Raw genomic sequence first — 24,283 nt, 5'->3', positions numbered from 1 at the left:
CTTGGTGCGAAACTATTGAACGTCATGCTGAGCGAAGCCGAAGCATCTCGCGTGCTCAAGTAATCAACTCAACGAAGCGGGCGAGATGCTTCGGCTTCGCTCAGCATGACGGCCTTATTATTCATTGAATCAAAATGAAACCCGATTTCTCCACCATTCCCTACGACGCGGCTCCCGCTCCCAGCGCCGCGCCGGTTGCGGCTGAAACTGCTGCCACGCTCACGCCCGAGGGCATTGCGTTGAAGCCCGTGTACACCCCGGCCGACGTGGCCGGGCTCGACCACCTGGGTTTTGGGGCGGGCCAGGCGCCGTACCTGCGCGGGCCCTACGCCAGCATGTACGTGCAGAACCCGTGGACCATTCGGCAGTACGCGGGCTTCTCCACGGCCGAGGCCAGCAATGCCTTCTACCGCCGCAATCTGGCGGGCGGGCAAAAGGGGCTGAGCGTGGCGTTTGACCTGGCCACGCACCGCGGCTACGACTCCGACCACCCGCGGGTGCAGGGCGACGTGGGCAAGGCCGGCGTGGCCATCGACTCGGTAGAGGACATGAAAATCCTCTTCGACCAGATTCCGCTTGGCGAGATGTCGGTATCGATGACCATGAACGGGGCGGTGCTGCCGGTGCTGGCCTTCTACATAGTGGCGGCCGAGGAGCAAGGCGTGAGCCCCGACAAGCTGGCCGGCACCATTCAGAACGACATTCTGAAGGAGTTTATGGTGCGCAACACCTACATCTACCCGCCCGCGCCGAGCATGCGCATCATCGCCGATATTTTCAGCTACACGGCGGCGAATATGCCCAAGTTCAACTCCATCAGCATCTCGGGCTACCACATGCAAGAAGCCGGCGCGACGGCAGACTTGGAGCTGGCCTACACCCTGGCCGATGGCCTGGAATATGTGCGCGCCGGCCTCGCGGCGGGCATGAAGATTGACGAGTTTGCCCCGCGCCTGTCCTTTTTCTGGGCCATTGGCATGCCGCATTTCATGGAGATTGCCAAGCTGCGCGCCGGTCGCCTGCTCTGGGCCAAGCTCATGCAGCAGTTCAACCCGACCAACCCCAAAAGCCTGGCCTTGCGCACGCACTGCCAGACCTCGGGCTACTCGCTCACCGAGCAGGACCCGTACAACAACGTGGCCCGCACCGCCATCGAGGCGCTCGCGGCCGTGCTCGGCGGCACCCAGAGCCTGCACACCAACGCCCTCGACGAGGCCATTGCCCTGCCCACCGACTTCTCGGCGCGCATTGCCCGCAACACCCAGCTTTACCTCCAGCACGAAACCGACATCACCAAAGTGGTAGACCCCTGGGGCGGCTCCTACTACGTGGAAACCCTCACCCACGAGCTGGCCGACAAGGCCTGGGTTCTCATCCAGGAAGTAGAAGAGCTGGGCGGCATGGCCAAGGCCATCGAAACCGGCCTGCCCAAGCTGCGCATCGAGGAAGCTGCGGCCCGCAAGCAGGCCCGCATCGACTCGGGCAAGGAGGTAATCGTGGGCGTGAACAAGTACAAGACCACCGAGAAAACGGAGGTAGAAGTGCTCGATATCGACAACGACGCCGTGCGCACCAGCCAAATTGAGCGGCTCAACCAGATACGGGCCACCCGCGACACGGCCGCCGTGCAAGCTGCCCTGGCCGCCCTAACCGAGGCTGCCCAGACGGGCGCCAACAACCTGCTGGCGCTGGCCGTGGACGCCGCCCGCGTGCGCGCCACGCTGGGCGAAATATCCGACGCCTTGGAAGTGGCCTACGGCCGTCACCAAGCCACCACCCGCACCGTGACGGGCGTTTACAGCAGCGAAATGGACTACGACCAGGAATTTGCCAAGGCCCGCGCCGCCGCCGAAGAATTTGCTGCCCGCGAAGGCCGTCGCCCCCGTATGCTGGTAGCCAAAATGGGCCAGGATGGCCACGACCGCGGCGCCAAAATCATCGCCACTAGCTTCGCCGATGTAGGCTTCGACGTGGACATTGCCCCCCTCTTCCAAACACCCGCCGAAGTAGCCCGCCAAGCCGCCGACAACGACGTGCACGTGGTGGGCGTGAGCAGCCTCGCCGCCGGCCACAAAACCTTGCTCCCGCAGCTGCTCACGGAGCTCAAGCAGCTCGGCCGCGAGGACATTCTCGTCATCGCTGGCGGCGTGATTCCAGCTCAGGATTATCCGTTTCTGTATGCGGCCGGCGTGGCCGGCGTGTACGGGCCGGGAACGGTGATTGCCACGGCGGCGCAGGAGATTCTGGGGAAGCTGGGGGCGCAGTCAGAATAAAAAGCACGGCCGGAATGCTTATCCGGGCCGTGCTTTTTCACCTATGAACTGTGCAGCTACTGCACGGCGAGTTGGGTACGGGCAATTTTGCCGTTGCCTAAAATAGCCCGCAATTCATATAGACCTGCGGCTGCGCAATCTAGAGAAACGGAGTGGGGGCCTGCGGTGACAGGCAAAGCTTGTTCGCGCACGACGCGGCCGAGAGCGTCGATGAGGAGGAGATGGCCGCCGCCAGCGGGCAAATCAAACGTTGTGTAAGTAGATGCTGGGTTGGGATAGACGCTTAAGGCCAAAGTTACTACCGCTGCCGGGCGAATACCAGTCAGCACGCTGCCCGGCGTGAGTTTGGCTACAAATGCTTCCGCAAGTCCCGTGGTGGAAAACGAACCCAGCGCGACTGTACCCGAAAAAGTACCAGACAGATACCCATTCCCACTCGCATCAAATGCAAGGCCAGTGCTAGTTGAAAAATTGCCGCTGGCTCCCACTGCACGGTCTGCCCATACGGCAGTGCCTTGGCTGTCGTAGCGGGCAATAAACAGGCTCAGGCTTGGGGTGGTAAGCGAAGTATTACCAACAACGATTGTGCCGGCGAACTCCCCAGTTACATAATACCCACCACGTCCGTCATAGGCAGCGCCGGTGACATAGTTAAGTGCTGTAGTGGTGGACGCAATCTGTCGGGACCAAACTGGAACTCCCTGCGTGGTGAAAAGGGCCACATAAATCTTACTAACAACGTTGTCGTCGTCGTAAGACCCACACACGAAAGGATTGCCAGTGGCATCTACGGCCAAACTCGTTGCAATGTCGTTGCTGGGCCCGCCGTCGCGCACGGCCCACAACACATTGCCGGCAGCATTCAGCTTGCATAGGTAAATATCTGAATTTCCGGCGCTAACCAAGGCGATGCTGCCAAACGTTGAGGTACCAGTAAATGCGCCTGCTATATAAGCGTTGCCCACGCCGTCAATAGCTAATGCTCCGGGTACCCCCCCTGACCCAACCCGGAAGCCTTGAACGACAGCACCTGTCGGCGACAATTTGAAATAAAACATGCCACCGCCCGAAATAGCCACGCCACCGAAGGACACCGATGTCTGAAAATACCCGGTGATGCAGACGTTGCCGCTGGCATCCGTGGCCAAGCCACCAGCCGCTACGCCGGGGCTGCCGCCTTGCTTCACCCATTGCTGCATACCCTGCGCATCATATTTCACGAGGTAGGTATCACGAGTGGCCGTAGTGAGTGTGGTGGATTCGAATGTAGCGGACGAATTAAAATAACCGGACAGGTAAACATTGCTGGCCGCGTCCACAGCCAAAATTGCGGCTCGCAAGTCAACGCCTTGGTTGTTATCTGCATCCATTTTTTTTACCCAGACCACATCACCAGCCGCGTTATATTTAGCTAGGTAGCTGTGTGCTGAACCAGCGCCCGGCGTCACCGTCACAGTGCCCAGCGTAAGAGTGCAATAAAACATCCCGGTAACGTACTTACTGCCATCGGCCGCCACAACAATTTGGCCCCCATTATTATGGGCATTACAGGCGGCGCTATTGCGTTGCACACTGGCCCAGGTGGGGGCAGTTTGGGCACTAACGCTTACCACTGCCAAACTTAATGTTATCAAAAGTGCTAGAAGACGTATTGATGAATTGTAGTTTGTAGAAATTTCCATTCAAAAAAGGAGGGTAATATTAGTAAAAAGTAGAATTTTGCCACTCTCAAGAGACTTCAAAGGTAGCAATACCTATATATTAAAAGCCGGGCATTACCAATACGCAAGCAGAATAAAGCGATACAACAGAACATCTTTACAGTAACTTATTGGTTTATAATATTTATATAGAATATTTAAAATCAGTTTTATTTATAACTTTTCGTTTAACCAAAATGCCTATCCAAGTTTTTAGACTTCTCTGTGTACTTGCCTAAGGTTGTCTTCTACTAATGACATGAGGTATGATATATGAATTATCCTGCAAAGCGGAATTCACTACGGGGCTTAAACCATAAGCTTCAACAGGGACAGTAGTAAGCGCAATTTATCCTTAAAACCGAATAGCCCCGGCATACAAATCCGGACTTGGCACGTTTAGGCTTTTACGTTTGAGGCCTAGCCGTTCATTTACCATGGATTTACAACTCACCAATAAAGTCGCCCTTGTCACCGGCTCCACGGCCGGAATTGGGCTGGCCATTGCCCGCCGCTTGGCGGCCGAGGGCGCCGAAGTCATCATCACGGGCCGCACGGAGGCACGCATTCAGGAAGCGCGGTCCGCTATTCTGGCCGAGACGCCGGAGGCCGTGGTGCGGGGCGTGGCCGTCGATTTTGGCAAGGCCGACGAGGTGACCCAGCTGCTGCACCACGTGCCCACCGTGGACATTCTGGTGAACAACATCGGCATTTTCGAGCCCAAGCCGTTTGCCGAGATTTCGGATGAGGACTGGATGCGCTTTTTTGAGGTGAACGTGCTGAGCGGCGTGCGCCTTTCCCGCCATTATTTCCCGATAATGCTGGCCAGCAACTGGGGCCGCGTCCTGTTTATCTCCAGCGAATCGGCGCTCCAGATTCCGCAGGAAATGATTCATTACGGCACTACCAAAACAGCTCAACTAGGCGTGGCCCGCGGCATGGCCGAGCTCACCAAAGGCACTGGCGTGACGGTAAACGCCGTGCTGCCCGGCCCCACCGCCTCCGAAGGCGTCGATGAATTCATCAAGAAACTAGCTGCCGAAGGCAAAACCAAGGCCGAAGCCGAGCACGACTTCTTCCAGCACGCGCGGCCGTCGTCGCTACTCCAGCGCTTCATCACCACCGACGAAGTGGCCAGCATGGTGGTGTTCTTGTGCAGCCCTCTGGCCGCCGCCACCAACGGCGCTTCCGTGCGAGTAGACGGCGGCGTGGTGCGCAGCATCGGCTAATGCCCGACGGGTCCTGGCCGCTTGCGGGTGGGCGGCGCGGCTAAGGAGCAGCTTATAAAAAGTTACGCAGGCAGGCAACCCGAAGGGAGGAGTAAGCATCTGGCGTTGTGGCACTGGCCTTCTCGTGCGGGCGGGTGCCACAACGCTTTTTTCTGCACGCTTCTCACCTTTCTGCAATGCTCAAAGCTTTCCTCCCCCTCCTGGCCAGCGCCCTGCTCCTTGGCGGCGCGGCCCACGCCCAGGCCCAGGCTGCCGAAGTGCAGGCCCTCACCAAACGGCTCAACCAGCTCTTGCACTCTCCCAAAGCCGAGGACGACGGCGAAGCCACGGTGTCGTTGGCCGATTGTGGCGTGAAGCAAACCATGCGCAAATACCGCGGCCCCGACGACCACAACTCGGGCAACATCTCGGTAAACAGCAGCAAAAAAGGCAGCAGCTGGGCCATCAAGACCGACGACAAGGTGCAGCTCGAGCTCAACCTGAGCCTGGATTGGGCCGAAGTGGGCTCCGTGACCTACGTCCCTAAAAAGCGCGACAAAGACGGCAGCCGATACTACGACATCGTGGTGAAGCGCCACGCCCGGGCCGATGGCAAACCCGCCTCGGGCATCGCCGACACTATTTCCCTCTCGCTCTTCACGCAGGACGAAAACGAAGTGGCCGCGCTCGTGAAAAAGCTCGATACCGTGCGCCGCCAGTGCAGCAGCCAGAAAGGCTAACGGCCCCGGCCCGCTTCACTTTCCAGTGGTAAAGCGGGTCGGAGCCGTGGCTGTTAAGCTTACGCCAGTTGCTTGAGCGCCTCCTCGTTGCCTTGCTGCAGGGCCAGGCCGCGGGCGGTGAGGCCCCGGGCGTCGGGAATGGTTTGGTCGGCCCCGGCTTCCACCAGGAGTTTCACCAGGTTGTTGCGGCCAAACAACGTGGCAAACATGAGGGCGGTGCCGCCGTTGCCGTTTTGCAGGTTGAGGTTGGCGCCGTGCTCGATAAGTAGGCGCGCAATTTCGGGGTAGCCTTTGAAGCTCACGCCCATCAGGGCGGTGTTGCCGCTCACGTCATGCACGTTGGGGTCGGCGCCGGCGCCGAGCAGGAACTTGGTGGCGTCGAGGTGCTCGTCGTACGCGGCTAGGATAAGGGCCGAAAAGCCTTTGCCGTTGGTCACGTTCACGTCGAGGCCGCTGGCCAGCAGTTCCTGCAGCGTGGCCACATCGCCGCGGCGGGCGGCATCAAATAGCAAATCTTCGGGGCGGGCTGAAGTAAAGTCCATGTGTTGGTAGTCAGAAAAGGGGCTTGGCAGGAAATAGTCGGTAAACGAAGGTTAGCCGTTGGCGGCCGGATTAAGGGCCAATGGCTCGCTTTCGCCAGCTCAATAGTGCGCTTACAGGAGCACTATCAGCGCCAGCAGCGTTAACAACCCGCTCACGACGGCAGTGTTTACCACGGTTTCGGGCGAGCGGGCGGGCCACACGCCCACGGCCGCCACCACGCCCAGCAGCAGCGGCAGCAGGGCAAAGGTGCCGTAAATATTGCCGCTGTAGGGCTGAAACGGCGCCGGACCATCGGGAGAATCGGGGGAGCTCACGCGCTGCACCACGCCCAGCAAGGGCGTTTTCCAGACGGTAATGCGCTGGTTTTCGCGCACGCGGTAGCCTATGGCGCTGGGCAGCCGGAACGAAGTGTGCTCGGTGTGCACGCGATAGGCCAGCTGCGGGTCGGAGAGCGACGACGACACGAACATGGGAAAGCGGCTGCGCACGGTTTCGTTGGGGTATTCGCGCAGCGGCAAGGCCCAGTCGAGGCCCAGCACCAGGCAGCACGCCAGCAGGGCCGCGTTGAGGCGGCGGGCCACGCGGGCGTAGCGCGCCAGCTGTTCATCGTCGCGGGGGCGGCGGGGTGGCGCGGGCACGTCGGGCTCCTGGGCCAGAAGCAGGTCGTAGGCGATGCGCCGGCGCGGGTTGGCCAGGATGTCGTAGCCCGCTTCTACCTCAGCCAGCCGCGACTGCATCACGCGGTCGGCTGCCAGGCGCTTCAAGCGGGCACGTTGGCGCACGTAGGCCAGCTCAATTTGCACAGCCGTGGCCGTGGGGCCAATTCCCAAAACGCGGTAGTAGTTCTGCATGACCTGGGCGGGGGCGAAACACTAAAATACAGAGCACCCGCGCGAATCCAAAACGATGCTGGGGCCGCGCCTATTGCCCTCAGCTGGCAGCACTTGCCCGCCAGCCCGGCTGTGTGGGGCCGGCAAGCGATGAAAGCCAGAAACGAAAGCCACCCCAAGCCGGGCAGTGCCTCCGTGCGGCCAAACCAGCAAAAGGGTTGAACCACCTTTCGGCAGCCCAACCCTTTTCCAGCTCAACTTATGGCTCAATTAACCCGCCAGCGGCTACAGCAGCCCCACGCCGGCTTCGGCCAGCTCGCGCCGCACCGATTCGGACCAGATGCTGACCTGTACCTCGCCAATGTGGGCTTTGCGCAGCAAAAACATGCACACCCGCGACTGCCCAATGCCGCCGCCGATGCTCTGCGGCAGCTGGTCGGCCAGCAGCAGGCTGTGGAAATGCAGGCTTTGCCGCTCGGGGCAGCCGCGCATTTCCAGTTGGCGGGCCAGGGCCACCTTGTCGACCCGAATGCCCATCGACGACACCTCGAACGACGTTTCCAGCACCGGGTTCCAAAGCAGAATGTCGCCGTTCAGGCCGCGGTGGCCGTCTTCATTCGGGGTGCTCCAGTCGTCGTAGTCGGGGGCGCGGCCGTCGTGGATTTCGCCGTGGCTCAACGCCCCGCCGATACCCATCAGGAACACGGCGCCGTACTCGCGGGCGGCTTCGTGCTCGCGCTGCTTGGGCGTGAGGTCGGGGTAGCGCAGCAGCAGGTCTTCGGCGTGCACAAAAGTGATGCTCGGCGGCAGCGTGGGCGCAATGCCAAACTGCTCGCTCACCTGCTGCTCGGTGGTTTTCAGGGCCGCATAGATGGTTTCCACGGTGTCCTTCAGGAAGGCGATGGTGCGCTGCTCGGGCAGGATGTGCTTTTCCCAGTCCCACTGGTCCACGTAGATGGAGTGGATGGGGCTGTAGTCTTCGTCGGGGCGCAGGGCGCGCATGTCGGTGAGCAGTCCTTTGCCGGCGGGGATGCCCAGCTCGCGCAGGCGCAGGCGCTTCCATTTAGCCAGCGAGTGCACCACCACGGCGCGCTGCTCGTCCAGGGCCTTGATGGGGAAGCCCACGGGCCGCTCCACCCCGTTCAAATCGTCGTTGATGCCCGTGCCATCGAGCACCACAATGGGGGCCGATACTTTCACCAGCTGGAGCTGGCGGGCCAACTCTTTCGCAAAGGTTTCCTTCACGAACGTAATGGCCTCTTCGGTTTCGAGCAGGCCGGCCGCAACGGGCCAGGCGGTGGGGGAAGAAACAGTTTTCATGGTTGACAAATGGGGTTGGAAGTTTGAAGAATTAATTAATTGAAATGACAGATGCTTGAGTTTGGGCAATAAGCGGCCGCCTCCGCGGTAGGGAGTTTTTTTAATTCCGTAAATGCGCCTCAGCGGGCTGGGAAGGCCAAAAAAAAGCCTTCCGAATTAGGGAAGGCTTTTCAAATTGAAAAATTGTTCTTAGGTTTTTACTTCTGAACAATAGCCTCCCTGTCTCGGAATAAATTATTATTCGAGTTATTATTGAAGGTATTGTTACTACGGAAGGACATAGTCGGTGCTGTTTGTCTTAGCGAAGGCAATTTGGAGGCAAATAATTTAATAAGCAAGGTTTATTTTCTAATTCCAGCTCAATTAATATGTGAATAATTAATTGAGCTGGAATGCGGTGATTAGCTTGGCTACTTATAGCTAACGTGCAGATAAGTAATCATTATTGGGCTAATTAGGAGTTCATTGACAAGGGCATTTTTTACGTCATGCAGAGCGCAGCGAAGCATCTTATCACGCTCTAACGATTGGTTCTGACCTGATAAGATGCTTCGCTGCGCTCTGCATGACAAGCGGCGCGGGCGAGATGCATAGTTTCGCCAGCCTTCGATTTGCTGCGCTCGTTATGACGTTTTAATTGCCTGATGGCCAACCAACTATTCCTCAAATAATCGTGATTTTGCCGCAGGCAACGTTGCTGCGGTGCAAATGGCACTCCATCAAATCCAGTACGCCGTAGGCGATGAAGCTGCCGACTTGCTCGGTGGTGTACGCCGTGCTGTTGTTGAGCTCGGGAGTCAACACTTGGTCATTCAGCGCATTTTCCACGGCATCGCGCACGGCGCGGGCTTCCTCGGGCAGGCCAAAATGGTCGAGCATCATCGCAGCTGAGAGGATGGCGGCAATGGGGTTGGCAATGCCTTTGCCCTTGGCCTGCGGGTAGGAGCCGTGGATGGGCTCGAACAGCGCGGCCCCGTCGCCCACAGAAGCCGAGGGCAGCAGGCCCAGCGAGCCCGCAATCACGGAAGCTTCGTCGGACAGGATGTCGCCGAACATGTTCTCGGTCAGAATCACGTCGAACTGCCGCGGGTTGAGGATGAGCTGCATGGCCGCGTTGTCGACAAATAAGTAGTCGACGGCCACCTCCGGGTATTCCGGAGCAATGCTTTGGATGACTTCGCGCCAGAGCCGGGAGGTTTCCAGCACGTTGGCTTTGTCTACCAGCGTCAGCTTTTGGCGGCGGCCTTGGGCGGCCCGGAAGGCGCGGTGGGCAATGCGCTCAATTTCCTCCGGGTGGTAGGTACAGTTGTCGTAGGCAGTGCCATCAGCGGTACGGCCTTTTTCGCCGAAGTACACGCCCCCGGTCAGCTCCCGGAAAATGAGTAGGTCGGTGCCCGCAATGCGGTCGGGCCGCAGCGGCGAAAAGTCCAGCAGCTGCTCGTAGGCCGTAACCGGGCGGATATTGGCGTACAAGCCCAGGCTTTTGCGCAGCGCAAGCAGGCCCTGCTCGGGCCGCACTTTGGCCGTGGGGTCGTGGTCGTACTTTGGGTCGCCGATGGCGCCGAGCAGCACCGCGTCGGCCTGGTGACAGGCCTCGAGCGTGGCATCGGGCAGCGGGCAGCCGGTAGCATCGATGGCGCAGGCCCCCATCAGCCGGTAGTCGAAGGTGAAATGGTGCCCAAATCGTTCGGCTACGGCCTTGAGCACGCGCACGGCCTCGCCGCACACTTCCGGGCCGATGCCATCGCCGGGCAATACCACAATGCGTTTACTTAAAAATTCCATGGGCGCTGTTGTTCGTAAGTAGTAATGGCGGCCTGCTGGCTGAGCAGGTAATCGATGTCGTCGTAGCCGTTTATCAGGCACTCTTTTTTGTAGGGGTCGAGGTCGAAGCCGATGCTTTCTTCCCACACGGGCACGGTGAGCGTCTGGGCGGGCAAATCCACGACCAGCTGCGTGCTGGGGTAGTGCGCGACGCGCGCCACGAGGCGCTGCAGCACTTCTTCCGTCACCTGCAGCGGCAGCAGGCCGGTGTTCAGGGCATTGCCCCGAAAAATATCGGCGAAATAGCTGGAGATAACCACCTTAAACCCGGCATCATACAGCGCCCACGCGGCGTGCTCGCGGCTCGAGCCGCAGCCGAAATTCTGACCCGCCAGCAGTATCTGGCCGTGGTAGCGCGTGTCGTTCAGCACAAAGCCGTGCTTGGGCTGGCCGTCGGCGGCGTAGCGCCAGTCGGCAAACAGATTGGCCCCAAAGCCTTCCCGCGTCGTCGATTTCAGAAACCGGGCTGGGATAATCTGGTCGGTGTCAATGTTCTCCAGCGGCAGCGGAACTGCCGTCGAGTGCAGGGTCTGGAATTTGTCCATGGGAAGTGGTGGGGTCGTTAAGGGGCAGCGTGGCATAAGCAGAAAACTGAAAAAGACCTTTTTGCTCGGCTTGGCGCAGTAGCTGGGCCGCGTAGCTAATCCAATCGATGGGGTTATTATCAGGATGAGGATTCTTGGAAAATAATAGCATATCGTTCTAATTATTAATTCATTCCCACTTCACATACCGTCTTTCTAAGCTAATTCAAGTACTTCGTAATGTCGACAATCCGGCCTTCCACGGCCGTGATGGCGGCCACCAGCGGGCTGGCCAGCAGCGTGCGCGCCCCGGGCCCCTGCCGCCCCTCGAAGTTGCGGTTGGAGGTCGACACGCAGTAGGCGCCAGCGGGGATTTTGTCGTCGTTCATGGCCAGGCAGGCGCTGCAGCCGGGCTCGCGCAGCTCGAAGCCGGCCTGAGCTAAAATCTTGTCGAGGCCTTCGGCAATGGCCTGCTTCTCTACTGATTTTGAACCGGGCACAATAATGGCCTCCACGTGGGCGGCCTTGTGCTTGCCCTGCACATAGGCGGCCACGGCGCGCAGGTCCTCGATGCGCGAGTTGGTGCAGCTGCCGATGAAGACATAGTTGATTTCCTTACCCAGCAGCGACTCGCCCGGTCGGAATCCCATGTACTGCAGCGATTTGTCGAAGCTGACCGCTTCGCCGGCCGACACTTGGGCTGGAATGTGACCGGTGAGGGCGATGCCCATGCCGGGGTTGGTGCCGTAGGTTATCATCGGCGCAATGTCTCCGGCGTCGAAGGTCAGCTCGGCTTCGAACTCGGCGTCTTCGTCGGAATACAGGGTTTGCCAGTAGGCCAGGGCCTGCTCCCACCGCTCGCCCTGCGGCGCGTAGGGGCGGCCCTGCAGGTAGGCATAGGTGGTGGCATCGGGCGCGATGAGGCCACCGCGCGCGCCCATTTCGATACTCATGTTGCAGACCGTCATGCGGCCTTCCATGCTCAGGGCGCGAATGGCGCTGCCGGCGTACTCCACAAAGTAGCCGGTGGCGCCGCCCGTGCCCAGCTGCGCAATGATGTGCAGAATCAGGTCTTTGGCCGTGACGCCGGGCCGTAGCTCGCCGTCTACGGTGATGCGCATGCGCTTGGGCCGGCTCAGGAGCAGGCATTGGGTGGCCATTACCTGCGTCACCTGGCTGGTGCCGATGCCGAACGCAATGGCTCCAAACGCGCCGTGCGTGGAAGTGTGGCTGTCGCCGCACACGATGGTCATGCCTGGCTGGGTGAGTCCCAGCTCTGGCCCAATGACGTGCACAATGCCCTGGTTTGCGTGCCCCAGCCCAAACAACTCAACGCCGAAGCTGGCACAGTTCTCGGTGAGCTTATCCACTTGCGAGCGTGAAATGGGGTCCTGAATTGGCAGATGCTGGTTGCGGGTGGGCACGTTGTGGTCGGCCGTGGCCACTATCTGGGCCGGGCGCAGCAGCGGCACGCCCCGCTCGCGAAGCTCATCAAACGCCTGCGGACTCGTGACTTCGTGAATCAAGTGGCGGTCGATGTAAAACACCTCCAGCCCGCCAGCAATGGCTTTCACCACGTGCGACTCCCAGATTTTGTCGAATAAGGACTTGGCCATTATTGAAGGGTTTTTATTAAAAACGGTCATGCTGAGTTTATCGAAGCATCTCGCCCTCAGTAGTAATCCAAAGTAATCCAATCGCCTGTCTTGCATATCTGGCGTCCCGAAGGAAGCATCTTATCACGACTGAACATTTCGTGCGAACGTGAGAAGATGCTTCGTGCCTCAGCATGACAAGAGGCCCGGGCGATATGCTTCGACAAGCTCAGCATGACGTTCTTTTTATTAGCCTGCATTTATCAATTGCTCCTGCTCTACCAGGGCGTGGAGGTCGTGGTCTACTACTTCCTTCTGGCGGTCGGCGAGCTGCAAAAACGAGGCGTAGGCCTTGTTGAGCGACTGCCGGTCGAAGTCATAGCCAATTTTCTGGAGGCGGTAAGCCAAGGCGGCGCGGCCGGAGCGGGCGGTGAGCACAATCGAAGAATCAGCCATGCCCACGTCGCGCGGGTTCATGATTTCGTAGGTTTCGCGGTGCTTTATCACACCGTCCTGGTGGATGCCGCTGGAGTGCGAGAATGCGTTGGCGCCCACCACGGCCTTGTTGGCCTGCACGGGCATGCTCATGAGGTGCGCCACCATGGCCGAGGTTTCGGCCAGCAGTGGCGTTACAATACCGGTAGCGAGCTGCAGGTAAGGGTGCTGGCGCAGCACCATCACCACTTCTTCCAGGGCCGTATTGCCGGCCCGCTCCCCTACCCCGTTGATGGTGCACTCAATCTGCCGGGCGCCGTTTATCGCGCCGGCTATGGAGTTGGCCGTCGCCATCCCAAGGTCGTTGTGGCAGTGCGTGGAGAGCGTCACGTTGTGAATGCCGGTCACGTTCTCGGCCAGGTACTTGATTTTGGCGCCGTACTCCTGGGGCAGGCAGTAGCCGGTGGTGTCGGGAATATTGAGCACGGTGGCCCCGGCCCGGATGGCGGCTTCGCACATGCGGGCCAGGAAGACATTGTCGGTGCGGCCCGCGTCTTCGGCGTAAAATTCCACGTCTTCCACAAAGGATTTGGCCAGCTTCACGGCGGCCACTGCCCTGGCCATCACATCCTCTGGCGTGGTGCACAGCTTGTAGCGAATGTGCATCTCAGAAGTGCCAATGCCGGTGTGGATGCGCGGATAGCGGGCCAGCTTCAGGGCTTCGGCGGCTACGCGGATATCATTTTCCACGGCCCGCGACAGGCCACACACGGTTGCCTCGCGGGTTTGGGCGGCAATGGCCTGCACAGCCTCAAAGTCGCCGGGGCTCGATACCGGAAATCCCGCTTCGATTACATCAACCCCCAGTAGCTCCAGCTGCTTGGCAATCACCAATTTCTCGTCGCGGTTCAGCTTGCAGCCCGGCACTTGTTCGCCGTCACGCAGGGTGGTATCAAAGATTTGGATTTTCTGGCTTGCCATGGGAGTAGCGGCTTTAGGCGCTCAATTCTACCCGCAAGTACACCGCTTACACAGCCGTAGGAAAACAAATTTTTCAGTGACTTACTATTTCTAAACTAGCAATAACTTCACTCAAATTTCTTATTAACAAACACTTAATGAAACAATAGCTACAATAGCTAATCGCGCAGCTCCTATCATTCGCGTGCCAATGTCCTGGTAGGAACGCGCCTTGGCGCGTTCGGCGGCCGGGCTGTCTGGCTTACTTGAACGTATGGTTTCCTTTCAGCCCAATCGTTCAACGATTGAACGCGCCAAGGCGCGTTCCTACACCAGCAGGCTCAGGAAATCCGGCTTGTCGTTGAGGTATTCGTAGGCAAAGCCCTCGGCCAGCATACGCGCCTGCATGCCCACTACTTCGCCGGGCTGCTGCAGCTCAATTCCCACGAAGACGGGGCCTTTTTCCTTGTTGTTCTTCTTGATGTACTGGAAGTGAATGATGTCGTCGTCGGGGTGCAGCACGCTGTTTACGAAACGGCGCAGCGCTCCCGGCCGCTGGTCAAACGTGACCATGAAGTAGTGCTTCCGGCCCTGGTAGCGGGTGGCGCGCTCCTTGATGTCTTCCATCCGGGTGATGTCGTTGTTGCTGCCGCTAACCACGCACACCACGGTTTTGCCCTTAATCTGGTCGGCATACTGGTGCAGGGCCGAGATGCAAAGCGTACCGGCTGGCTCTAGTACAATACCTTCCTCGTTGTACATCTTGAGCAAGTCGAGGCATACCTGGCCTTCAGGCACCAGCACCACGTCGTCGAGCAGCTCGCGGCACAGCTCGAAGGTGAGCTCGCCGGGGCATTTCACGGCCGCGCCGTCCACGAAGCTTTCAATCTGGCTCAGGGACTGCCGCTGCCCGGCCGCGATGGACCGCTGCATGGACGGCGCCCCCAGCGGCTGTACCCCAATGAGCTTGGTGTGCGGGCTCAGCTGGCGGAACACGCTGCCCACGCCCGAGGCCAGCCCCCCGCCCCCAATGGCCATAAAGCAATAGTCAATCGGCGCGGTCGCGGCCTTCAGGACTTCCAGCCCCACGGTGGCCTGGCCTTCCACAATGGCCAGGTCGTCGAAGGGATGCACGAAGGTGCTGCCGCGCTCGTCGCAGAATTCCTTGGCCGTTTTAAAGGTGTCGTCGAAGGTGCTGCCGGTCAGAATCACCTCTACCTGCTCCTTGCCGAAGAGGCGCACCTTATCCACTTTCTGAGCCGGCGTTTGGGCGGGCATGAAGATGTAGCCTTTCAGCCCCAGCAGCTGGCAGGCGTAGGCCACGCCCTGGGCATGGTTGCCGGCGCTGGCGCATACCACGTTGCGGGCGCCTTCGGCGGCCGTCATGCCGGCCATCTTGTTGTACGCCCCCCGGATTTTGTAGGAGCGCACCACCTGCAGGTCCTCCCGCTTCAGGAGCACCGTGGCGCCAAACGTTCGCGAAAGCCCCAGGTTGAGGAGCAGCGGCGTTTTCGCGATGACGCCCTTAAGGTTGCGGGCGGCCCGTTCCACGTTTTTCAGCGTGACAATGGGCGGAGCTGCGGTGGCGTTGTCCATGGAATTGGGCAATTGGGATTTTTAAAAACGTCATGCTGAGCGAAGCCGAAGCATCTCGCGTGGGGTAGTAACTCAATCGGCTGTCATGCTGAGGCACGAAGCATCTTCTCACGACTACACGATTCGTTCAGCCGTGAGAAGATGCTTCGCTCTGCTCAGCATGACAGCCGATTGAGTTACTACCCCACGCGAGATGCTTCGGCTTCGCTCAGCATGACGTTCTATTGAGTTGAGAAAACAATCACCTCTAGCCCAATTCCTCCACCTTTTCGGCGGCTTTGGAGCGCAGCTGGCGCACGGTGGCGCCGGTCTGCCACAGCTCGGAGTCGCCCACTTCTTTCAGCTCCGCTTCCAGCTCCGAGCGGTAGTTGGGCGTGCTGCCCCGCTCGATGGTGCGGCGGGCTTCCTCGCCGCTGGCCACGCTGTCGTAGAGCTCGTTGAGCACCGGCAGGGTGGCTTCGCGGAAGCGGCCTTTCCAGTCCAAGGCGCCGCGTTGGGCAGTTACGGAGCAGTTGGCAAACATCCAGTCCATGCCGTTTTCGCCCACCAATGGCACCAGGCTCTGGGTGAGTTCTTCCACGGTTTCGTTGAAGGCCTCGGAGGGCGAGTGGCCGCGCTGGCGCAGCACTTGGTACTGGGCCTCGATGATGCCGGCCAGGGCGCCCATCAGCACGCCGCGCTCGCCGGTGAGGTCGGAGTACACCTCCTTCTTAAAGTCGGTTTCGAACAGGTAGCCCGAGCCCACGCCGATGCCCATGGCCACGGCCTTTTCATAGGCATGGCCGCTGGCATCCTGGAACACTGCAAAGGAGGAATTGAGCCCGCCGCCGGCCTGGAACAGGCGCCGCAGGCTGGTGCCGCTGCCCTTGGGTGCCACCAGAATCACGTCCACGTCGGCGGGTGGAATGATGCCCGTCTGGTCGTTGAACGTGATGCCGAAGCCGTGCGAGAAGTACAGTGTTTTGCCCGGCGTCAGGCGCTCTTTCAGCATGGGCCACAGTGCAATCTGGCCGGCATCGGAGAGCAGGTTGCACACGATGGTGCCGCGCTCGGCCGCTTCCTCCAGCGAAAACAACGTTTCGCCCTCCACCCAACCGTCTTTGATGGCCCGGGTCCATGAGGCAGTGCCCTGCCGCTGGCCCACGATGACGTTGAAGCCGTTGTCGCGCATGTTCAGCGCTTGGCCGGGGCCTTGCACGCCGTAGCCGATGACGGCAATGGTGTCGTCCTGTAGCACTTCCAGCGCTTTTGCCAAGGGGAATTCGTCGCGGGTGACTACGTTTTCATCGATGCCGCCAAAATTGATTTGTGCCATGGAGGTTGAAGTTTTGAGTGTTGATTGTTGAGGTTTGAATTAGTTGGGTTAAAAGGCGGTCATGCTGAGCGCAGCCGAAGCATCTCGCCCGCATCGTTGCACGATTGAGTTAATACCCCACGCGAGATACTTCGGCTGCGCTCAGCATGACGTTCTTTTTTAGTCGCACTATCACATCGCGAACACGCCGTCGCGGTCGTTGAGGTATTCGTTTTCGATGACTTCGTCGCTGGGCTGAGTTTCTTCAAACTCGTTCAGCTTGAGGTGGAAGCCGTCGCTGGCCTTGATGATGGCGATGCGGGCGCTGCGCACGAACTCGATGAGGCCAAACGGCTCCAGCACCCGAATCAGGTTGTCGGTTTCCTGGCGGTGGCCGGTGGTTTCAAACACCGTGTAATCCTTGCGGATAACCACGGCGCGGGCGCCGTTTTCGCGCAGCAGGCGCTCTACCAAAGCCCGTTCGGCAATGATGTCGGTAGGCACTTTGTAGAGCGCCATTTCCTGCCAAATCACCTCGTCGTTGGTGTTGTAATACACCTTGAGCACTTCCACCTGCTTCTCAATCTGACGGCAGATTTTGCGCACTACTTCCTCCGTTTCGTTAATGACGATGTTGAAGCGGTGAATGCCCTCAATCTCCGACGGCGAGGTATTCAGGCTTTCGATGTTGATTTTGCGGCGCGAAAAGATGATGGCAATGCGGTTGAGCAGGCCAATGTGGTTTTCGGTGTAAGCCGTGATATTGAACTCCTGGCGTTCCATGGCGAGTTTTGATAATGGCGGTCATGCTGAGCGCAGTCGAAGCATCTCTACCTCAGTACTAATCCAATCAGCTCAACAAAGCGGTAGAGATGCTTCGACTGCGCTCAGCATGACACATTTTTAAGGTTATGCGGCCCAACTACTTGAGCCGGATTTCACTCACGCTGCAGCCTTGCGGTACCATGGGAAAGATGTTTTGCTCCTGGGCCACCATTACCTCCAGCATGTAGGAGCCGGGGTGCGCCAGCATGGCCTGTAGTGCGGGCCCGAGCGCGGCGCGGTCCGATACGCTTTGGCCTTCGATGCGGTAGCCTCGGGCCACGGTCACATAATCGGGGCTCTGGATATCGACGAAAGAATAGCGCCGCTCACTGAACAGCTCCTGCCACTGGCGCACCATGCCCAGAAACTGATTGTTGAGCACGATGATTTTGACGGCAATGCCGGTCTGCATTAGCGTCCCCAGCTCCTGGATGGTCATCTGCACGCCGCCGTCGCCGATGATGGCCACCACGGTGCGCTCCGGCTGCCCAAACTTGGCCCCGATGGCCGCCGGCAGCGCGAAGCCCATAGTGCCCAGCCCCCCACTGGTAATGTGCCGGCGCGACTCGTTGAGCCGGGCGTAGCGGCAGGTCACCATCTGGTGCTGGCCCACGTCGGTTACCAAAATGGCCTCGCCCTGGGTTAGCTCGTTAAGCTGCTGAACGACCTCGCCCATAGTCAGCTCGGCCGAAGTCGGGAACAGCGCTTCGCGGATTACCACGTCTACTTCCTCGGCCTGGAACTCGGCAAACCGCTGCCGCCAGGCCGTGTGGGTGCGCTCGGCTACTTGCCGCGTGAGCATGGGCAGGGTCTGCTTGCAGTCGCCCCACACGGCCACGGTGGTGGCCACGTTCTTGTCGATTTCGCTGGGGTCGATGTCGAGGTGAATCACCTGGGCTTGGCGGGCGTACTTGTCGAGGCGGCCGGTTACCCGGTCGTCGAAGCGCATGCCGATGGCAATCAGCACGTCGCACTCGTTGGTGAGCACGTTGGGGCCGTAGTTGCCGTGCATGCCCAGCATGCCCACGTTCAGGGGGTGGTCGGCGGGCAGCACGCCGGCCCCGAGGATGGTCCAGGCCGCGGGAATGCCGCTCTTTTCGATGAAGGCCCGGAACTCCCGCTCGGCCGCGCCCAGCACCACGCCCTGCCCCCAGAGCACCAGCGGCCGCTGCGCCTGGTTGATGAGGTCGGCCGCCTGGGTCACGGCCTGGGGCCGCACCACCGGCGCGGGCCGGTAGCTCCGGATGTGCGTGCAGGGCTCATAGCCGGCAAAAGGAATTTTGTCGAGCTGCGCGTTTTTGGTGATGTCAATCAGCACCGGGCCGGGCCGGCCGCTGCGGGCAATGTAGAAGGCCTTGGCCAGGATGCCGGGGATTTCGCTGGCCTCGGTAATCTGGTAGTTCCACTTCGTGACCGGGGCCGTGATGTTGATGACGTCGGTTTCCTGGAAAGCATCGGAGCCCAACAAGTGCGCAAAAACCTGCCCCGTGATGCACACCAGCGGCGTGCTGTCAATCTGGGCATCGGCCAGGCCCGTAATCAGGTTGGTAGCACCCGGGCCGCTGGTGGCAAACACCACCCCCACTTTGCCCGAGGCGCGGGCGTAGCCCTGCCCGGCGTGAATGCCGCCCTGCTCGTGGCGTACCAGCACGTGGTTCAGCTCCTCCTTGAAGTCGTAGAGGGCATCGTAAATGGGCAGAATGGCCCCGCCCGGATACCCAAAAATGGTATCGACGCCTTCGGCCAGCAGCCCGCGCAGCAGCACTTCGGCCCCGGAAATTTCGCGGGTTTCGGCCGTGGTGGCCTCCAGAACGGGTTGTGCTTGCGTGCTCATGGCGTTGAAAAAGTTGAGGTTAATTCAGTAGGGTGCGGGGTCGTACCCGGCAGGGCTTGTCCCCGCCCGTCGTTGGACGGAATCGTTAATACAGCCCGGATAACGGGCGGGGGCAAGCCCCGCACCCTACTGGTCTGTAATGCAGCCGGTGCTGGCGCTGCCCACGGTGCGGATGTACTTGCGCAGCACGCCGCGGGTAGCATTGGGCGCGGGTGGGCGCCACTGTTCGCGGCGGGCCTGCAGCACGGCCGCATCCACGTGCACGTCTATCGTGTTTTTGCTCGCATCGAGCACTATCCAGTCGCCGTTTTCGACCAGGGCAATGGGGCCGCCGTCGTAGGCTTCTGGGCAGACGTGGCCGATGACGAAGCCGTGCGTGCCGCCCGAAAAGCGGCCATCGGTGAGCAGGGCCACTTTGTCGCCCAGGCCAGCGCCCATGATGGCCGAAGTGGGCTTGAGCATTTCGGGCATGCCCGGGCCGCCCTTCGGCCCCACGTAGCGGATTACCACCACGTGGCCGGCCTTTACCAGACCCTGGGCTAGGCCTTCGTTTATCGCTTCCTCGGAGTCGAACACGATGGCCGGGCCGGCAAACTGCTCGCCTTCTTTGCCCGAAATCTTGGCCACTGCGCCATCCGGAGCCAGGTTGCCGTAGAGAATCTGAATGTGGCCGTCGGCCTTGAGCGGACTTGAGCTGGGACGCAACAGGTCCTGCTCGGCGCCCAGGGACCGGATATCGGCGACGTTTTCGGCCAGGGTCTGTCCGGTTACGGTGAGGGTGTCGCCGGTAATCAGGCCTTCGTTGAGCAGGGTTTTCAGCACGGCCGGCACGCCGCCCAGGGCTGAGAGGTCTTCCATCAGATACTTGCCGCTGGGCTTCAAATCGGCCAGCACCGGCACCCGGTTGCTGATGGCCTGGAAGTCGGCTAGCGTGAGCTTCACCCCGGCGGCATCGGCAATGGCCATGAGATGAATCACGGCATTCGTTGAGCCACCGAGCACGGTGGTTACCACCATGGCATTTTCGAAGGCCTCCCGCACCAGGATGTCACGGGGCTTGATGTCGCGTTCCAGCAACAGGCGCAGGTAATGGCCGGTGTCGAGGCACTCCTGCATTTTGGAAGCGCTAACCGCTGTGGATGAAGCCGAAAACGGCACCGACATGCCCAGCGTCTCGATGGCGGCGGCCATGGTATTGGCGGTGTACATACCGCCGCAGGCACCGGGCCCCGGGCAGGCGTTGTTGATGATGCCGCGGTAGTCCTCTTGGGAAAGATGGCCGCGCAGCTTCTGCCCGTAGGCCTCGAAGCACGATACGATGTTGAGCTGCTGGCCCTTGAAGGTGCCGCCCTTGATGGTGCCGCCGTACACCATCAGGGCCGGGCGGTTGAGCCGGGCCATGGCGATGAGCGCGCCGGGCATGTTCTTGTCGCAGCCCACCACGCAGGCCAGGGCGTCGTAGTTGTGGGCCCCGGCCATGGCCTCGATGGAATCGGCGATGATTTCGCGCGACACCAGGGAGTAGCGCATGCCCGGCGTGCCGTTCGTGATGCCGTCGCTCACACCGATGGTGTTGAAGCGCAGCCCCACCAAGCCCTCAGCCGCCAGGCCACGCTTCACCTCGTTGGCCAGGCCGTCGAGGTGCATGTTGCAGGTGTTGCCCTCAAAGCCCGTGGAGCACACGCCCACAAACGGCTTGCGCAAGTCGTCCTCGGACAAGCCCGCTCCGATGAGCATGGCTTGCGAGGCAGGCAGGCTGTCGTCCTGGGTGTAGATGCGGCTGTATTTGTTGAGGACCATGAGTTAGAATTTTTCGCCTTTTCCAAGTGCCGTTTTTAAACCGCTACTGCCACGGGCTCCCGCTGTCCCGTGACCAGCGCGCTGTAGCTCGCGGCCAGTTGGGCACCCAGCGTTTGCTCAAAGGGCGTTTCAAACAGCACGTCATCAACGGAGGCCACGCCGATGACTTCGGCGGCGGTGCCCGTCATGAAAGCGCCGGTGGCGCCGCGCAGCTCGTCGGGCCGGAAGAATCGCTCAGTAACCGTAATGCCTGCTTCCCGGGCCAGGTCGATAATGGTGTTGCGGGTGATGCCGCGCAGAATGCTGCCGCCGGGCGCGGTGAACAGCTCGCCGTCTTTCTCCACGAAGAAGTTGGCGCCAGGCCCTTCGGCCACGTAGCCGTTCATATCTAGCAGCAGGGCTTCGTCGAAACCGCGGCCCTTGGCTTCGGAGCTGGCAATGATGGAATTGGCGTAGTGGCCCGATACCTTGGCCTCGATGGGCACGGCCTTAGGGTTGGGCCGCTCGTAGGGCGAAATGGTTAGGCGCAGGCTTTGGTTGCCCAGGTATTTGCCCCAGTGCCACACGGCCATCAGCAGGTTGCCGCTGCCGGGCGTGGTGAGGGTCATGTGTGGGGTGGCGGCGAAAGCCAGCGGCCGGATGTAGGCGTCCGAAAGGTTGTTCTTGGCCAGTAGCTCGTAGCTGATTTCGGTGAGCTCCTCCACCGAGTAATTCAGCGGCAGGCCAATAGCCTGGCAGGAATAGTGCAGCCGCTCGTAGTGCTCGCGGGCCTTGAAAATGCGCGTGCCGCCGGGCGTGGCGTAGGCCCGGATGCCTTCGAATACGGCGTAGCCGTAGTGCAACGATTGCGCGTAAGCCCCGCAGGTGGCTTGCTCGGCGGGCATAAAGTCCCCGTCGAGAAAGACGAGGGTGCTGCTGTCGAAATACATGTAGGGAGTACTGAGGGATGGATGACCGAGGAAAAAGCAGAAAAAAGCCCTTCCAAGCACGGGGCTGAGAAAGGCTAATTGCGGGCAGGCAAGAAGGCACTTTCAGCCCTGCGGCTGGCGAATAATGACTAGAATGACGGTTGAAAAAGAGCGGCTCATGGTGCTTCAGGTAGTTGGGCTGGGCAATACCAGCGGGGGCGTTCTTGCTTAGCTTGCGCCGCGCTGGCTGCCAATCCGGGCGCTGGGCAGCGAGCCAAACAGGCCCTGCGACAATGCTTAGTATCTTGGTACTGAGCACAATTTTAGCGAGGCCGGCCAGGGGCGGAAAATTTATTTTAAGACGGCCTACTATTTCTAAAGCGGATTTTTACGCGCGCAACCACTTGATAAATAGCGCGTCGCATAATTGCCTACTACAATGCCAAACGAAAGCCAGGACCCGGTTTTTCAATTAGTGAAGTCGCTGACCCGCTCGGAAAAGCGGCACTTCCGGCTGTTTGCCAACCGGCAGGGCTCCACCGAAGGCTTGAAGTTTCTGCAGCTCTTCGACGCCCTGGATGCCGCTGCGCAGTACGACGACGAACGGGTGCTGACCCAGGTGCCGGCCATCAAGAAGGTGCAGTTGGCCAACCTCAAGGCCAACCTCTACCGGCAGCTGCTGGCCAGCCTGCGCATGTACCACGCCGGCCAAAACCTCGACATCCAGCTGCGCGAGCAGCTCGACTACGCTCGCGTGCTCTACAACCGCGGCCTCTACCAGCAGAGCCTGCGCATGCTCGAGCGCGTGAAAGTGGCCGCTCAGCAAGTGGGCATGAGCCACATTGCCCTGCAGGCCCTCGATTTTGAGAAGCTCATCGAAGCCCAGTACATCACGCGCAGCCTTCAGGGCCGGGCCGAGGAGCTCTCCCACGAGGCCCTTACGCTGGTGGGGCACGTGAGCCAGCAGCACGTGCTTTCCAACCTGGCCCTGCGTATGTACGGCTTTTACCTCCAGATTGGGCACGCCCGCAACAAGGCCGATTTTGAGCGGCTGACAGCCTTTTTCCAAAACGCGCTGGCCCACGTGGACATGCGCAACACCGATTTTTTTGAGCGGCTCTACTACTACCAGGCCCACGTGTGGTACTACACCATCACGCAAAACTTCGTGGCCTGCTACCGCTACGCCCAGAAATGGGTCGACTTGTTTGAGGACAACCCCACCATCCGGGAGCAGCAAACCACGCTCTACCTCAAGGGCCTGCACAATCTGCTCATCACCACCTACAACCTACTGCACTACAGCAAGTTCAAGCAGGTACTGGCCCGGCTCGAGGCCTTTGCCGATAACCCCGACCGGCGCTCCAACCCCAACATCGAGATGCTGCTGTTTTTGTACATCTACACCAACCGCATCAACCTGTCTTTTATGGAAGGGCGCTTCCGCGAAGGCCTCGCCATCGTGCCGCCCCTGCTGGCCAAGCTCGGTGAGTTTCAGCAGCAGCTCGACCCGCACCGCCTCATGGTGTTCTACTACAAAATTGCCAGCCTGTACTTCGGCAGCGGCGAGTACAACAAGGCCATCGAGTACCTCACCAAGATTATCCAGTTCAAGGACAGCGCCCTGCGCGAAGACATCCAGTGCTTTGCCCGCATCCTGAACCTGATAGCGCACTACGAGGCCGGGCGCGACGAAAGCCTGGACTACCAAATCAAGTCGGTGTACCGCTACCTGGGCAAGATGAACGACCAGCAGCAGATGCAGGTGGCCATTTTCCGGTTTTTGCGCTCGCTCGGCGACACCAACCCGCGGGAGCTGAAAGGCGCCTTCACGCAGCTGAAAGACCAGCTCACCGCCATTGCCGCCAACCCGTTTGAGCGGCGCCCCTTCATGTACCTCGATATCATTTCCTGGCTGGAAAGCAAGATTGAAAACCGGCCCGTGCAGGAAATCATGCAGCGCAAATTCGAGCTGTTGAAATAGGAAAGTAAGCCGGACCACACCGGAACATAACGGCGTGGGCCGTTCCCTATTTGGGATTGTAGCCCAATAGCCACCATATCATTAATTAAC

General features: G+C 60.0%; 18 protein-coding genes. 4 read left to right on the top strand and 14 right to left on the bottom strand.

Annotation, left to right across the window (positions count from 1 at the left end):
* The first annotated feature begins 134 nt into the window (after nt 1-134).
* Nucleotides 135-2,273 (top strand): methylmalonyl-CoA mutase, encoded by a 2,139-nt coding sequence (scpA, locus tag AUC43_RS10190; protein ID WP_068192689.1) that lies wholly within the window; start codon nt 135-137, stop codon nt 2,271-2,273.
* A gap of 56 nt (nt 2,274-2,329) precedes the next feature.
* Here scpA and AUC43_RS10185 read toward each other — a convergent pair whose 3' ends face one another.
* Nucleotides 2,330-3,955, bottom strand: coding sequence for a T9SS type A sorting domain-containing protein (locus AUC43_RS10185; protein ID WP_157781027.1), 1,626 nt, complete (start codon nt 3,953-3,955; stop codon nt 2,330-2,332).
* A 455-nt stretch (nt 3,956-4,410) separates the two neighbouring features.
* Here AUC43_RS10185 and AUC43_RS10180 point away from each other — a divergent pair, with 455 nt between their 5' ends.
* Entirely contained in the window at nt 4,411-5,202 is a 792-nt protein-coding gene (locus tag AUC43_RS10180; RefSeq protein ID WP_068192682.1) for an SDR family NAD(P)-dependent oxidoreductase, read from the top strand.
* A 176-nt stretch (nt 5,203-5,378) separates the two neighbouring features.
* Nucleotides 5,379-5,921, top strand: a complete 543-nt coding sequence (locus AUC43_RS10175) for a hypothetical protein (RefSeq protein WP_068192679.1) — start codon at nt 5,379-5,381, stop codon at nt 5,919-5,921.
* A gap of 59 nt (nt 5,922-5,980) precedes the next feature.
* On the opposite strand, the gene AUC43_RS10170 is transcribed toward AUC43_RS10175, so the two are convergent.
* From AUC43_RS10170 to AUC43_RS10110, 13 genes are all read right to left on the bottom strand, one after another.
* Nucleotides 5,981-6,463, bottom strand: coding sequence for an ankyrin repeat domain-containing protein (locus AUC43_RS10170; RefSeq protein ID WP_068192677.1), 483 nt, complete (start codon nt 6,461-6,463; stop codon nt 5,981-5,983).
* Between the two features lie 111 nt (nt 6,464-6,574).
* Nucleotides 6,575-7,315 (bottom strand): J domain-containing protein, encoded by a 741-nt coding sequence (locus AUC43_RS10165; RefSeq protein ID WP_068192674.1) that lies wholly within the window; start codon nt 7,313-7,315, stop codon nt 6,575-6,577.
* 264 nt (nt 7,316-7,579) lie between these two features.
* Complete coding sequence (gene asnA, locus AUC43_RS10160; protein ID WP_068192671.1) at nt 7,580-8,614, bottom strand: aspartate--ammonia ligase; 1,035 nt, start codon at nt 8,612-8,614, stop codon at nt 7,580-7,582.
* A 663-nt stretch (nt 8,615-9,277) separates the two neighbouring features.
* Nucleotides 9,278-10,399, bottom strand: a complete 1,122-nt coding sequence (gene leuB / locus AUC43_RS10155; RefSeq protein WP_068192668.1) for a 3-isopropylmalate dehydrogenase — start codon at nt 10,397-10,399, stop codon at nt 9,278-9,280.
* Nucleotides 10,387-10,983 (bottom strand): 3-isopropylmalate dehydratase small subunit, encoded by a 597-nt coding sequence (leuD, locus tag AUC43_RS10150; protein WP_068192665.1) that lies wholly within the window; start codon nt 10,981-10,983, stop codon nt 10,387-10,389. The genes leuB and leuD overlap by 13 nt, the downstream gene beginning before the upstream one ends.
* Nucleotides 10,984-11,183: 200 nt before the next feature.
* The gene (gene leuC, locus AUC43_RS10145) at nt 11,184-12,578 is read right to left on the bottom strand and encodes a 3-isopropylmalate dehydratase large subunit (RefSeq protein ID WP_068192663.1); all 1,395 of its coding nucleotides are present in this window, start codon (nt 12,576-12,578) and stop codon (nt 11,184-11,186) included.
* Nucleotides 12,579-12,806: 228 nt separating this feature from the next.
* A complete protein-coding gene (locus tag AUC43_RS10140; RefSeq protein ID WP_068192660.1) occupies nt 12,807-13,973 on the bottom strand; it encodes a 2-isopropylmalate synthase in 1,167 nt (388 codons plus the stop codon).
* 306 nt (nt 13,974-14,279) lie between these two features.
* Nucleotides 14,280-15,548, bottom strand: coding sequence for a threonine ammonia-lyase IlvA (gene ilvA / locus AUC43_RS10135; RefSeq protein ID WP_068192658.1), 1,269 nt, complete (start codon nt 15,546-15,548; stop codon nt 14,280-14,282).
* Nucleotides 15,549-15,795: 247 nt separating this feature from the next.
* Nucleotides 15,796-16,863, bottom strand: coding sequence for a ketol-acid reductoisomerase (gene ilvC, locus AUC43_RS10130; protein WP_068192655.1), 1,068 nt, complete (start codon nt 16,861-16,863; stop codon nt 15,796-15,798).
* Between the two features lie 171 nt (nt 16,864-17,034).
* Entirely contained in the window at nt 17,035-17,625 is a 591-nt protein-coding gene (ilvN, locus tag AUC43_RS10125; protein WP_068192651.1) for an acetolactate synthase small subunit, read from the bottom strand.
* Between the two features lie 139 nt (nt 17,626-17,764).
* Nucleotides 17,765-19,501, bottom strand: coding sequence for a biosynthetic-type acetolactate synthase large subunit (gene ilvB, locus AUC43_RS10120; RefSeq protein ID WP_068192648.1), 1,737 nt, complete (start codon nt 19,499-19,501; stop codon nt 17,765-17,767).
* 126 nt (nt 19,502-19,627) lie between these two features.
* Complete coding sequence (gene ilvD, locus AUC43_RS10115) at nt 19,628-21,301, bottom strand: dihydroxy-acid dehydratase (protein ID WP_068192645.1); 1,674 nt, start codon at nt 21,299-21,301, stop codon at nt 19,628-19,630.
* Nucleotides 21,302-21,336: 35 nt separating this feature from the next.
* Nucleotides 21,337-22,230, bottom strand: a complete 894-nt coding sequence (locus AUC43_RS10110; protein WP_068192642.1) for a branched-chain amino acid transaminase — start codon at nt 22,228-22,230, stop codon at nt 21,337-21,339.
* A gap of 418 nt (nt 22,231-22,648) precedes the next feature.
* On the opposite strand from AUC43_RS10110, the gene AUC43_RS10105 reads away from it, so the two are divergent.
* The gene (locus AUC43_RS10105) at nt 22,649-24,193 is read left to right on the top strand and encodes a hypothetical protein (protein WP_068192639.1); all 1,545 of its coding nucleotides are present in this window, start codon (nt 22,649-22,651) and stop codon (nt 24,191-24,193) included.
* Nucleotides 24,194-24,283 lie beyond the last annotated feature (90 nt).

The sequence above is a fragment of the Hymenobacter sedentarius genome, assembly GCF_001507645.1.
GTDB lineage: Bacteria > Bacteroidota > Bacteroidia > Cytophagales > Hymenobacteraceae > Hymenobacter > Hymenobacter sedentarius.
Note: the sequence above shows the minus strand (reverse complement) of the source record. Positions and strands in the feature narration are given on the sequence as shown.